General features: G+C 58.9%; 6 protein-coding genes and 1 tRNA gene. 2 read left to right on the top strand and 5 right to left on the bottom strand.

Translation table 11 applies throughout. From position 1 onward, the window contains the following. Positions 1-412 precede the first annotated feature (412 nt). Positions 413-619, bottom strand: coding sequence for a hypothetical protein (locus J3R75_RS00405; protein WP_307259139.1), 207 nt, complete (start codon positions 617-619; stop codon positions 413-415). A 254-nt stretch (positions 620-873) separates the two neighbouring features. Between J3R75_RS00405 and J3R75_RS00400 the strand changes: the two genes are divergently transcribed. Further along, complete coding sequence (locus tag J3R75_RS00400) at positions 874-1089, top strand: hypothetical protein (protein WP_307259137.1); 216 nt, start codon at positions 874-876, stop codon at positions 1087-1089. A gap of 77 nt (positions 1090-1166) precedes the next feature. Here the strand turns inward: J3R75_RS00400 and J3R75_RS00395 are convergent. Both J3R75_RS00395 and J3R75_RS00390 read right to left on the bottom strand, forming a co-directional pair. After that, positions 1167-1251 (bottom strand) — tRNA-Tyr (locus tag J3R75_RS00395). A gap of 266 nt (positions 1252-1517) precedes the next feature. Then, the gene (locus tag J3R75_RS00390; RefSeq protein WP_307259136.1) at positions 1518-3509 is read right to left on the bottom strand and encodes an ankyrin repeat domain-containing protein; all 1992 of its coding nucleotides are present in this window, start codon (positions 3507-3509) and stop codon (positions 1518-1520) included. A 580-nt stretch (positions 3510-4089) separates the two neighbouring features. Between J3R75_RS00390 and J3R75_RS00385 the strand changes: the two genes are divergently transcribed. Beyond that, positions 4090-7473, top strand: coding sequence for a sugar-binding protein (locus J3R75_RS00385; protein ID WP_307259135.1), 3384 nt, complete (start codon positions 4090-4092; stop codon positions 7471-7473). A gap of 1385 nt (positions 7474-8858) precedes the next feature. On the opposite strand, the gene J3R75_RS00380 is transcribed toward J3R75_RS00385, so the two are convergent. Both J3R75_RS00380 and J3R75_RS00375 read right to left on the bottom strand, forming a co-directional pair. Further along, positions 8859-9704 carry a class I SAM-dependent methyltransferase gene (locus J3R75_RS00380; RefSeq protein ID WP_307259134.1) on the bottom strand — a complete coding sequence of 282 codons (846 nt, stop codon included), beginning with the start codon at positions 9702-9704 and terminating at the stop codon, positions 8859-8861. A 112-nt stretch (positions 9705-9816) separates the two neighbouring features. Beyond that, positions 9817-13329: a LamG-like jellyroll fold domain-containing protein gene (locus J3R75_RS00375; protein WP_307259133.1), complete on the bottom strand. Its 3513-nt coding sequence runs from the start codon at positions 13327-13329 to the stop codon at positions 9817-9819. Positions 13330-13385: the final 56 nt, after the last annotated feature.

Below are 13385 nucleotides of genomic sequence, written 5' to 3'. Positions count from 1 at the left end.
GATTATTTCATCCAGGCATACAACAGGGGCGTACTGGGAGACGTTCTCAGTGGAGGGATCACCGGCATGACAGACGCCGCGAACAAGGCACTGGCTGGCCAATGCGGCTACTGGGATGCCAAGGGCCGACTAGTGGCGACCGTTACCCGCGCCCAAGGCTAACTAGCGGTCCTTCTGATCCGGCACCAGCGCGGACCATCGGCCGGCTGAGGGCATGACGTGACAACGTGGCCGGCATGACCGCGCACCTGGCAACGGCATGACCGCCCAAATCTGGATCATCATTGGCGCGGTGGTCGCCTGGGAGACCATCGAGCTGCGCCTGCCCAAACCTGGGCAAGCGCCGGCATGAACGCGTCTCCACAAATCTGTGGAGACACCGCCGACACCAGGTCGACATGGACGCGCTTCCTCAAAACAGTGGAGCCGCCAGCATGGCCGGCATGAGCGACACGGTGTTACCCCGCTGCTGGCGTTGCTCGCCGTCCTGCGCCAGCCGTGGACAGTTCGCCCGCAGTTGACGCGCTGGCGTGGTCATGGCCGAGAAGCTGCGCGTGGCATCGGACGGCGTGGACAGTTCGCCGTCCTGGGCAATCCCTAGATCATCGAGACGCCGCACACAGCGCGCTAAATCGGGCCGAAGCGCCGCCGGGGGGGGGCATCGACACCACCAGCGCGGAATAACCGCACCAGCGCCACGCCATGACGCGCTGCGCGGTCATCATCGCCGGGGGCTGGGCATCGGGGCGCCGGTCATCGCCGTGGACATCGCCGCCGCACCGGCCGGATCATAGCCGGAGCCATCGCCAGCGCTGCACCTGGGAAAGATCGCCACCGCACTGCACCGGCCGCCGGCATCGAGGGGCGCAAGGCATGACTAGCCGCTGGCGTCACACTGGGGCCGTGGTACAAGAATTCCCGGATTTGGTACAAGAATTCCCGGATTTGGTACAAGAAAAAGCGCCGGAGCTGACCCGACCCGCCGCGCTGGCGACGCTGAAAGCCGGGACCGTTCTGCTGAAAAGCGCTGTTTTCGGGGGAAAAAAGTTGGTACAAGAATGGTACAAGAATTCACTAAAAACAGCATAAAACAAGGCAAAAAACCATGAAACACGGGCAACAAAAAAGGACTTGCGGTTTTATCCGTAAGTCCTTGATTATGAAGGTGGTGGTAGGGAGTGGATTCGAACCACTGAAAGCATAGCTAGCAGATTTACAGTCTGCCCCGGTTGACCACTTCGGTACCCTACCAGCCGGGTGTTCGCAGGTGACGTAATGTTTCCTGTGAACGGGTCATTACAATAGTCGCCGTTGGGCGTTGTGCAAGCAGAGAATGGCGAAAAAAGAGGAAAAGTCGGGAAAAAGTGCCAAGGGCCGAGATTAGCGGGGTAATTTGGGGCTCGCGCGCTTTGTGTGTGGCTGGGGGGGGGGAAACTGCTGGTGTCGGGCGTTTTTTGGGGTATGGTCGGTACGTCTTGTAAGCAGGCGCTGGCTTCGGGGCAAATTCTCTCATGTGGTTACGGGTGTGACTGCAAGTCAGTGAACACCTTGATGTAGTTGCCGGCATCAGCGGGTGAGATGGATTTTCCCTGATTGTCGAGCATCGTGCCCGTGGCGTTGACGTATTTGAGCAAATGAACGAGGGGGGTATTACCCTCGTTGTCTTTGGCGTTGATATCCATGCCGAGACCGACGAGTTCTTTCACCATAACAGGCCTGATATGGAGGAGGGTTCGGCCTTGCGCGTCTTTGGCATTGAGGTCCAGTCCTTGATTGACCAGGCTTTGGATGTTGTCAATATTGCGAGCGTAGGCAAGCAGGCGATGGCCTGGGGTGTTGGCTGCAGACAAGGTCGTGTTGTTGTAGTTGAGGAGGCGGGGCAGAACGGCGTCCATGTCCTTCACTTGCATGGCGACGGCGTAGTCCAGGTAGCGTTTGCCCTCGGCGTCAGCCAGGGACCAGTTTACGCTGTAGCTATTGAAGCGTTCAAGTACCCGTTGCCAGTCCAGCGGTGAGTGTTTTCTCCTGGCGGCGTGTTGCATTAACCGCATGAGGGGCGTGCGGCCAAAGGCGTCCTGCTGGTTTGGGGAGAAGCGGCAGCGGACAAAAAACAGATCGAGAATAGCATCGGTTGTATTGGCCAGACTCATGTCATCCGGGTCATTAAACAGCTTGTCAAGGAGTTCGGGGTGCTGGGCGAGCATATCCGGGGTGGTGATGCCTTGTTCTTTGAGGAGCAGGTGGATGTTGCGGAAGGTGTCCGGGCAATCGTATACGAATTCGGAGAAGAGTGTTTGCCAGGCGAGGGTGACATAGGCTGGCTCATTGCCGCCTTCGGCAGCGATCTTGGCCATCATGCTTTGCTGATAGTCCCTCATCCAGAAGAAGGCGCTACGGTCATCGAGAAGCGCGCGGAGTTTGTCGGGTAGGTCGTGCCATGCGATCAATTTGTGGTAGGAGTCCAGGACGATATCTCGATCGGCCTCACTGGTGCGTTTGATGATGTTGCTGAAGAGCTTGAGCTCGTGGTGTGACACCCTGGTAATGCGGGTCATGTCGCCATGTTGATCGTATTCGGTAATAGACTGAATGAGATGGATTGGTTGTGGCTGTCCGAGCTGGTGTTTGCTGAAGTGTTCCGTTCCGGCGACATCACCGAAGCGCCTGTCCGGGATGGCCTCGTAGGTGACATCTGATACAGATTGAGAGGGCGAGTCGAGTCCGCTGATGGTGTAGGAAAAGGTGGTCCAGGTGGCCAGGTCCAGGCCGGAAACCGTCATACGCTGACTGATGGATTTTCTGGGCCGGGAGAAGTTGAACAATGGCGAGTAGGGCAGCCACGAGTAGGGGTTGCGGTTCAAGATGCCGATTTGCAGCCCGTCATTGGCCGAATTGAAAATGCCGATTTGGGCGGTGTTGCCGGGTATGGTAACCACCGATGATTGGACATAGTGCAGGGTATCCTTGGCGATCTTGCCGTAGATACTGGCTGGAATGAGATCAGCGAATGGGGCTTCTCGGTGATAGGGGGTGGCGATGACGGTGTTGACCAGCCCGAGCTGCACGCCCTTGTTTTCGAGATGGCATTCTTGCCAGAGGGCCACGGTCAGGGCCGGGCTGTTGATTTCGTCGATAGTCTGCCAGACGGCGACAGAAAGGCCTTGGCAGCGGTCAAAGGTGTTTTTGCCGCTGAGGGAAATGCCCTTCATGTCCCTGGCCTTGCAGAAGAGAAGGGGGCAGGACAGGCCATATATCTTGTTTGCCATCGGGGTGGCGATGCCGGTGTTGAGTCCATACACGGAGGCGCGACGATTGACCAGGGCGACAGGTAATAAGTACGGCGGGATCCATAAGGAGGGCACAAAGAGAACCGGGTCGATTTGCAGGACGGTCCTGTAGCCGCGGAACAGTCCGGCCGCCTTAATGCCTGCGAAGGGATCATGTGCGCGCAAGGCGGACGTAAGCAGAAGTAGCGACGCAAGAAGTCCCGCGAAAAATCGTTTTGTCATGAGGCCGCTCCAGGTTATCTGGATACCGTAGGCGAAAGTTGGGCGTGTTGACAGCCGCTTGCCGGGAAACACGATACCCGATGAAGGAGCGTGAGTCAAGCCTCCTTGGAGGGGGACGGGGATAAGCGGTCAGGCCGGGTGGGAGATGGCGCTTTCAGCGCTTCTGCCGCTTCGCGGCAATAAAATGCCAAGTTCGGCCAAGTTCGGCCCTCTGGGCCGAACTTGGCTGCTCAGATGGCGTGATTTGTACGATCCGTACCGAAAGCCGCCGTTTATAGCTCGCGAAGTTTTTGCGCCGTAGGCGCTTAACCGCAGGCTTCAGCCTGGGGACACAGCCAGCCAACAGGCAGTGCCTCGTCGAGGCACGACAGTTTTGGTATCATCGCCTGGCTGCAGTTACAGGTGTCATGAAAAATCAGGCAACCTCGCGCTCGCTTGTGTCCCAAAAACAGGTAATTTATGTGACTATGGGCCGGCTGTGTTCATTGATGGCCATGTGGCCAATTTCAAGTATTCGTCCGGCCCCTCGCATTTCAACGACGACTCCATCCCCTTGAAATAGCAGGAGAAGGTTCATTTCATGAAGAATTTTCTGTATGCAATTATGCTGTCCTATGTGGCAACGCTCCTCGGGGACGAATACTTCTCTGGCGACAGATCGTTATTTCCTGACGGCTGGAGCAAATACATCCAAGTCTCTGCGGCGAGCGGACTCACGGACGACTTCAGCTTCGAAAGCTCCAAGCAGGTGATGCGTCTGGGCATGGCGGAGGACGGCAAGGCCGGGTGCATGCGGTCGCAGCCACAGCCATTTCCGGCGAACGGGGAAAGCATCGACCTATCCTTCTGGCTCCGCTCCGAGAACGGCCCGGCCACGGCAAGGATCCTCGTCGTTGGAACCAAATACAAATGGCACGTGGCAAAGGAGTTTGAAGTCGACGGTACCTGGCGCAAATACAGCATCACGGCAGTTCCGCCGGCTATCCCTGAAGACTCTGGTTTCTGGAGGAGGATAGATGTCAAGAAAGGGGTTCTGCTGATTGGCAAGACCGACTTGAAATTCCTTTCACGCAACCTGGATTCCGTGGGGAAAAACCTTCTTGTCAATCCCGACTTTTTCCAAGGAAGTTCCGGCTGGAGCGCATATCACGGGGGATTTTCAAGTCCAGAACGACTTGAGACTCTCAGCCGGATGCAAGAGCCAAGACTCAATGCCGAAGGCGCCATGCGCCTCTCCGAAGGCACTTGCATTACAAGCTTCACCTTCCCGGTTCAAGAAGGCATGCCGTATACAGCCTCCCTCTGGCTGAAGAAGGCCGATGCCACCGCGAAGGCAAGCTGCCGGGCCTACCTCCTGGCAACCAACTGGCAGGTGGCTGCCAGGCATGACATCGAACTGTCCAACGAATGGAAACGCTACGATTTCAGCGGCATTGCGCCGAAGACGCCACGAAACTCACTCTACCTGAGAATCGACGTCAAAGACGGTGCCGTCCTTCTGCAAAAGGCGCAGGTGTCGGCAGGAGAAAAGCCCTCAGATTTCTATGTTTCTGAGAAAAGAGCTGCTCTGCGAGGACAGACTCTGATCAGTTCCTCTGACAGTAATGCCGTCTTGCTGCTTCATTCGACCTGTACTGGAGAGATGGTCGTACAAAACATCTTCGGTGCTACCGTCAGGAAGGAAAGCTTTAAGGCCGGAACAAGCGTTGTGAAGGTGAATCCCGATGGAAAGCGCGGCCTCTTCACAGCGGAATTCGTCTCTGACGGCAAGAAGATCGGCGAGTCGCGCTACGTCATCATGGATGATCTCTCCAAAGCGGAATTGCCGGACAATCCCTTGGCTGGACATGTCGTTCCATTCCTGCTCTATCCATCGGACGAGGCGCACTATGCGAAATACTTGCCATTCGAAAACACCTTCAACCGTTTTTTCTTGCAGGTTAACAAGGCAGGACGGCAAAGTCAGATTTTCAAAAACACCTTGAAGGCGTCGAAATACAGGAACATTATCGTATTTGCAGAAGGTGGCGACTACTGCTTTCCACAAGAGCTGAAAACCAAGATTGTGGAAGCCGCAAGCATGACGCCTGAGCTGGCGGAAGAATACAGCGAGTGGCTGAAGCAGATCATTATGGAGCTTAAAGGCTTGGTTGCAGGCGTTGAGCTTTTTAACGAGCCCAATCTCTGGACAATGAAGGACGGGCCGCGAAAAGGCGAAAAGACCATGTCGCCGGAGAAAGTCGCCAAATTTTACGAAATAGCCCGCCCGATCATCAAAACGATTGCGTCGGAGATGCTGCTTGTCGGCCCATGCATCTGCACCGCCAACATGAACTACGCCGAACGCTTCTTGAAGGCGGGAGGCGGCAAGCAAATTGATGTCTTCAGTTTCCATAACTACACCCATAACCCCGACCTGACCGACACCTTCGGAAGCGTTGTCCGCTTCCATGAATTGCTCAAGCAATATACTGGAAAGGACTTGCCAGTCTGGAACACCGAGCAGTTCTTTGGCGTTCAGATGCCAGAGCTTGACGATCAAGACTCTGATTATCTTGCCAATAGTTCCCTGCCGACGGAGTTTGAGCATGCAACGGCAATGGCCGTAAACCTGATACATCATGCAGCCGCAGGCACGAAGTTCGCGGCATTTACACCGCAGCATTTCTGGCGCGGCTTCATGAATGAAAAATTCGCCTTTGCGGCTGCTCCGGCGTCAAACGTAGCAGTTGGGTTCCTCGGCTCGGTAGGAACAGGCGAACCTCTTCAGCTTGGCGAGGCCTTGAAGTGCTTCGTCTTCCCCAAGGGACAGCTAGCTACAATTCATACCATCAGCGCTGAAACTTTTGGGGAAATGCAGCTTCCCGGCAAAGCCAAGGCCTTTGACATGATGGGCAACCCGCTACCTGAAGGCAAGGTCAAATTATCGCGGGCGCCGGTCTACCTGCGCTTTCCGGCGAGCATGAGCAAGAATGCCATCGTAACAGCCATATCAAGCACGGCGTTTTTCAACCTAGGCGAGCCATTCAGCATACGTCCGGTGCTTGGGGGGCTTGACAAGCTGAACGTGATTGTCGTAAACCGGACCAATCAGAAGGCTGATTTGAAGCTCTCGCTTCTGGATATACCCTCGCGCTGGAGTTTCGAGCAGAGCGTCAGCAGCCTTGCTCTTGGCCCCGGCGAAAAACGGGTTGCAGTCTTTACGATGAAGGAATCCGATATCAAGCCGCTTGGCGACTACCGTTTCAAAATCGGACTGGACAGTGGGAATGAGCGTTCAAGCCTTCATGCTCAATTGGCGCCTCCGCTCTTCGCCAGGGAATGCAAAGGGTTCGATCAGTGGCGGAACTCAGACTGGGTCGAACTGGGAGGGGAAAACCTCTCTCCTGACTTTCATATCTCCGAACGCTGGCAAGGGGTGGAAGACATTTCGGCAAGATTCGCCTGCGGCTGGAACGCCGACGGACTTGCTCTGAGCGTGATAACCCGTGATGACAAGGAATGCTTGCCGGACAATGCTCCTGGAGCCTGGCAGGACGATTCCCTGCAAATCTATTTCGACATGCGCTTTGACGCCACCGCCGAAGCTTCCGCTAAAAAACGCAACCTCGACGATGATCTGGAATATGTCATCTCCTGGGTAAAAGGGACGGAGCCGACCGCCTACTTGTTCAAGGCTTGCGCCAAGCGATATATCGGCGAGGCCAACCAGGAGACCGGAGTTGACAAGGCCGTCAAGGTGAACTGTGCCCGGCTGCCAGACGGCTTGCGCTACGACATCTTCTTGCCGGCGGAATGCCTGCCCGACGTCAAGTTCAAAGCCGGGGAGACTTTCGGTTTCTCTATGCTTGTCAACGACAACGACGGCAAAGGCCGCAAGACCGGGCTGACCCTGACACCCAAAGGCACTCAGCCCTTCCAGCATCCGGAAAGATATTGCAGCATAGCCCTGACCTCGGAATAGAACGCTGCCCAACACCTGAATGGGGTGGGTTCAACTCTTATTAAGCCTGGTTTGGCTAGAGAAGCCAAACCATGGGGCTTGCGTGCCTGCAAACCGGCCAGCCGACGGGCTGCTCAGCCGCTCTTCTGCGGACTGCGGCTTTGCAGCCAAATGCCGGCGCGAAATCATGACCCCACTGATAATTCGTTCGTTTTTGTCCTTGACTTGGGGGGCCACTTCACGTTACCTGGTTCCATTGCCTCTTTGGCTCCAGTCGGCGAAGCCGACTGGGGGCAAAGGGGCCGAGGAACACGAACAATACTGGCTCTCTATTCAGGGCGGCGCGCGCTTTCAGCGCTTTTGCCGCTTCGCGGCTAGGGAAACGGGCACGTCTAGGGCCGCCTGTTGCTCTTCTGCTCAATTATCAATCACTGACTGATTACAAAAAAGCGTAATTGGTTAGTAACCACCCCGGTGGGGAAAACACCGGGGACAATTTGCAGGTTACATGCTCCTTGGGTAGGCGGCGGCGTATGGTGTTCAGGCTTTAGCCTGCTCCCCATTCCCCGGTTATCCGGTCATGTAACATAGGAGTGATTGATAATGTCGGCACGATATGCCTCGTTCTGGCATCGTGGGAAGCGACTAGCCATGCCAATGTGGCGCCCTCCGGGCGCAATTCCAAGTTGCTGTCACACCCCTCCGGGCCGAACTTGGCCGACCTGACGACGTGATTTGTCCGAGGTTATCCGGTCATGTAACATAGGAGTCCTTTGTCTTCTTCGCGGACGGATCGGACGGATCGGACGGATCGGACGGATCGGATTTTTGATCGGTCGGATCGGTCGGATCGGCAGTCTTTTGTCTTCTTCGCGGACGGATCGGACGGATCGGACGGATCGGACGGATCGGATTTTTGATCGGTCTGATCGGTCTGATCGGTCTGATCGGCAGTCTTTTGTCTTCTTCGCGGACGGATCGGACGGATCGGACGGATCGGACGGATCGGACGGATCGGACGGATCGGACGGATCGGACGGATCGGACGGATCGGACGGATCGGACGGATCGGATTTTTGATCGGTCTGATCGGTCTGATCGGCGGTCTTTTGTCTTCTTCGCGGACGGATCGGACGGATCGGATTTTTGATCGGTCGGATCGGTCTGATCGGTCTGATCGGTCGGATCGGTCTGATCGGCAGTCTTTTGTCTTCTTCGCGGACTGATCGGACTGATCGGACGGATCGGATTTTTGATCGGTCTGATCGGTCTGATCGGGCTGATCGGTCTGATCGGCGGTCTTTTGTCTTCTTCGCGGACTGATCGGACTGATCGGACGGATCGGACTGATCTGACGGATCGGATTTCTGATCGGTCTGATCGGTCTGATCGGTTATGGTGGGGGCTCAGGCGTTTTGCCAGGCGGCGAAGCTGCCGGAGGGGATGGGGAGGGATCCGGGTTGGGGGTCGATGCGCATTTCGCCGGTGTTGATTTGGCCGCCTTTGGCGCATTGGCTGACGACGTTTTGAAGGACGATGGGGGTGTAGCCGGGGGTGTGGCAGCTGAGGAAGACGAAAGCGGGGTTGGGGGCGAGGACCTGCCAGCAGAGATCGAGGAGCTCAATGAGGTCGTTGTCGATTTTGAAGAGCTCTTGGTTGGTGCCGCGGCCGAAGCTGGGGGGATCGAGGACGATGCCGTCGTAGCGGCGGCCGCGGCGGATTTCGCGGTGGAGGAATTTTTGGACATCGTCGACGATCCAGCGGATGGGGGCGTTGGCGAGTTGGTTAAGGGCGGCGTTTTGCCGTGCCCAGTCGACCATTTTTTTGGACGCATCGAGGTGGCAGACCTCGCAGCCGGCCTTAGCGAGGGCGAGGGTGGCGCCGCCGGAGTAGGCGAAGAGATTGAGGATATTGAGTGGTTGTTTGGCTTCTGTGGCACGTTGTTGCAGCCATTGCCAGCCGAAGGCGTGTTCGGGGAAGACGCCCAGGTGGCCGAAGTCGGTTGGGCGGACGGTGAAGAGCACGCCGCCGACTTCGCAGGTCCATTCGCTGGGGATTTTGCGGCGGAATGACCAGCCGCTTTGCTGTTCGCGGGTGAAGGAGGCGTCGGCCTGGTCCCAGACGCTTTGCGGGCGTGATGGGCGCCAGACGGCCTGGGCGCAGGGGCGGCTGATGAGGACATCGGCGAAACGTTCGAGTTTGCGGCCGGCGCCGGCGTCGACGAGCTGGTATGAGCGGTTGGGTTCTGCCATGAGCGGGTACTTTGGGCGTGGTTGTGGTCGGGATGGGTGGTTGGGGAGCCGGCGGCGCCGCTGCCCGCTGCGGGCAGCAGTGATTAGTGGCGGCTACGGGCTGCGTTTGTGGTTATTGCAGTGGCCAGTGCGGGCCGCGGTAGTGGTCGGTGATGGGGAATTTGACGGGCCAGGAGGCGCGCAGATCGTCTTGGTAGAGACCGATTTCGCGGAAGGGAATTGGTCGGAAGGCCGAGTGCTGTTGGGCCCAGGAGTTGGGGCGGAGGGTGAAGTCCTGTTGGGAAGTAAAACCGGGGTCGTTCTGGACGCTGAGGTTGTCGACGGCATCGCTGTAGCGGTTTGGCCGCATAAAGAAACTGTCGCAGTCGACGGCGAGGTTACGCCAGATGAAATTGCGGTCGTGGTTTTCGTGGAGTGAGGCGAGCCACGGGTAGCGCGACGCGTAGGGATCCTGGTCGATGGCGATGTCGCCGTAGAGACGCTGTTTCATATTGTCGCGCTTGAGCACGTCGAGCCAGCGTTTTTCGCCCCAGGGCGAGAAACTCAGCGCGGCTTTGCAGGAGATGAAGAGATTGTTTTCGGCGACATTGTCTTTGCCGCCGTGGATTTGAATGCCACCGAAGTGGCCGTCGGCGGCGTTAAGGAAGACATTGCCGACCATGACGACGTTGCAGATGGCGTCGTCGAGGCGGATGCCGGATTGGCCGGCGACATTCATGCCGCTGCCGATGTGGTGCCAGAAGTTATAGCTGATGACATTGCCTTGATAGGTAGGGTTGTACCACATATCGATGCCGCTTTGGTCGTCGGATTCATAGACGACGCTGTGTACTTCATTGAAGACGATGGCGTGGTCGTTGCCTTCGACACGGATGGCGTGGTGCGGCGAGTCGCAGAAGAGATTGTGGGCGACGCGGGTGCCGACGCCTTCGAGGTGCAGCGCTGGCGTGTAGGTGCGGTCGAGGCGGGAGAAGTTGTTGACGACATTGTTTTCGATGACGATGCCGCTGGGGCTGAGATCGCGGCGTTTGCCGCCGCTGACGCGCATGCCGCCGCGACCGAGGGTCAGGAAGTCATTCCCGTAGATACTGAGGTGGCTGCCATTTTCGCAGACAAGGGCGTCTCTGGCGATATTTTTGATGCTGCAGCCGATGATGGCGCCGTTGCTGACGTTTGTCATTTCGATGGCGTTGGCCTGGTTGAAGGCGAAGTGGAGACCGCTGATGACGACGTGGCTGACATCGTTGAGCTTGAGGAATGGCGCGTTCAAGCGGGAGAGCGTGTAGGTATTATTGGCGACGGGCTGAGCCGGGAAGAGGTAGAGCATGGCGTTTTGGCGGTCGAGGAACCACTCGCCGGGCTGGTCGAGTTCTTCCAGGAGATTGAAGGCGAAGAAGTGCTGCTTGCTGCGGAGGCCGTAGCCGGGCATTTTGGCGAGGGTGACGGTGCCGGCGGCCAGGTCGATGGTCTTGACCTTGACGGTGTCGGCGGCCCAATGGTGCACCCAGTAGCCGGTGAGCCAGATGTCATCGGCGGCGGTCCAGCGTGCGGGGCGCTGGTCGGCAAAAATGAAAGCCGGGGTCTTTTTTTCGGCGTAGTCGGGGAGGAGCGCGTCGATAGTGACGAAGCCGCTGTTGGGCCAGCGGGCGACGGTGAGTGGGCGGTCATCGCAGAAGAGCTCGGCGAGGGGGCGCTGCTGCAAATCGAGGGGAAGATTGAGGTCGCGCAGATCGTGTTGGAGGACCAGTGCGCGTGCTTCGGCGGGGATGCGGGCAAGGACGGCCGGATCGGTGACGGGTTGGAAGTGACGGAGGATGACGCCGCCGGTGAGGACGGGCTTTTCGCCGGTGGCGGCGCGGATGTGCAGCGGGGCTTCAGCGCTGCCGCAGTCTGCGCTGGTGAGTTCGGTTGTTTGGGGGACGTCGTAGCTGCCGCCGGCGAGAGTGACGACGAGACTGCCCTTGCTGGCGGGCTGGGTGGTGCGGTATTGCCTGATGGCGGCGCAGGCAGCGTGGATGCTGGCGAATGGGCGCTGGGCGCTGCCGTCGTTCTGGTCGCTGCCCTCTGGGGCGACGAACCACTCTTTGGTCGGCGGCGGCGGCGGTGTCGGGCGCTGGCGGGTCGCATCGGGAGCGAGCGGAGGCAGTCCTTGCTGCTGGCGGCGGCATTCGCTGGCGCATTCAGCGGCCTCCTGGCGGTGGTGCGGCATAAGGGCGGCGTTGGCGCTGATGGTTGTAAAGGCCGCGGCGGCCTGGGCGTAATCGCCGGCGAGGGCGTAGGTCTGGGCGCTAGCCAGGGCGGCAATGGCTTGGTGGGCGGCGGGCTTGGCTTGGTCCTGGCTGATGCGTTGATAGTACTGCCGGGCCTGGTCGTAGTGGCCTTGGCCGCGGAAAGCGTGAGCGATGCTGAGCGTGATGTCGCTGTGGGCGGCGGGACTGATATCGGGCCGGGCCAGGTGGCGGTCGAAGGTCTGTTGAGCCTGGTCGATCTGACCCTTGGCGATGAGCTGGAAGGCGCGGCTGAGAGCGACGGCATTGCGGGTGTCGGCGTCGAGGTCGTCGTTGGCCAGGAGGGTGTCGTAGACTGAGTCGGGCAGGGCCATTTTGGGGTTGTCGCGGATGGCGGCGATGACGGCGTCGGTGGCCTGTGCGGCGAGCAATGGTGGCAGTTGCGGATCAGTCATGATGGGGAGGACGTTCTGGGCGCGAGGGCTTTTTAGTTCGCTGGCGAGTTGGGCCCAGAGGCGCCAGGTTGCGGGGAGGGAAGCGGCCAGCAGGGGCGCCATGGCCGTGCGGGCGTCGTCGTCGCCGCGTGCTTTGACGTAGGAGTCCTGGGCCTGGTCGATAAGTGCGGCGAGGTCGTCGGCGGGGAGGGCGCTGGCGAGGGCGTGGGTGGCGATCTCGGCGGGGCGGAGGGCGCGGGAGAAGACGGCGACCTGCTCGACGTCCATGACGACCGAGCCGAAGCCGAAGCCGGCGAAGCCGATTTTGAAGCGCGCGTCGGCGGCTGGTTGGGTATATGGGTCGGAGTAGGGCGCCTGGGCGCTGAGCAGACCATTGACGTAGAGCCGCATGGTGCTGCCGTCCCAGGAGACGGCGGCGTGCTGCCAGGCGCGATTGGCGACGGTGAGAGGGCTGCCGATGCCGAAGGCGTTGATACCCCGTGGTCTACCGAGTTCGAAGGCGAGCTTTCGTCCGGGGTATGAGGTGGTTAGGCGCCAGCCGTCCCAGTAGCCGATGCCGATGGACATGATGGTGCCGCTGGTGCTGCCGCCGTTGCCGCGCTGTGAACCGACGTCCATGAGCTTGAACCAAATTTCGGCGGTGAAGTGCTGGCTGTCGAGCGGGAAGGGATCGGCATGGAGGGCCTGGTCGTCAATGCGGACGGCGGTTTTGCCGGCGTCGCGGCCGGGGACAATGGTGAAGGGGATGCTGCACTGCAGTGGTGTCTGGTCGCTGCCGGTGGAGGCGACGCTGCTGACGTCGCCTTGGAGGGCGCTGAAATCGTAGAAGCGGAGCAGGCCCGGGGTGTTGTTGACGAGGCCGTTGCTGGCGGTCTGTGCGTCGGCGTAGCTGTGGACCAGGAGGAAGGCTGAGAGGACGGAGAGGGCCAGGGGGTGTCGCATGCTGAGCTCCTTGTCTGTGTGGTGGTGAAGACTCATGGTGATGCGGATTGGCGGAA

Source organism: Oligosphaera ethanolica (assembly GCF_030814695.1).
Classification (GTDB): Bacteria; Verrucomicrobiota; Lentisphaeria; order Oligosphaerales; family Oligosphaeraceae; genus Oligosphaera; species Oligosphaera ethanolica.
Note: the sequence above shows the minus strand (reverse complement) of the source record. Positions and strands in the feature narration are given on the sequence as shown.

Bases quoted from the DNA above. Each gene is read 5' to 3' on its own strand.
- J3R75_RS00375 (WP_307259133.1), bottom strand. From the start codon at position 13,329: ATGCGACACCCCCTGGCCCTCTCCGTCCTCTCAGCCTTCCTCCTGGTC.
- J3R75_RS00390 (WP_307259136.1), bottom strand. From the start codon at position 3,509: ATGACAAAACGATTTTTCGCGGGACTTCTTGCGTCGCTACTTCTGCTT.
- J3R75_RS00385 (WP_307259135.1), top strand. From the start codon at position 4,090: ATGAAGAATTTTCTGTATGCAATTATGCTGTCCTATGTGGCAACGCTC.
- J3R75_RS00400 (WP_307259137.1), top strand. From the start codon at position 874: ATGACTAGCCGCTGGCGTCACACTGGGGCCGTGGTACAAGAATTCCCG.
- J3R75_RS00380 (WP_307259134.1), bottom strand. From the start codon at position 9,704: ATGGCAGAACCCAACCGCTCATACCAGCTCGTCGACGCCGGCGCCGGC.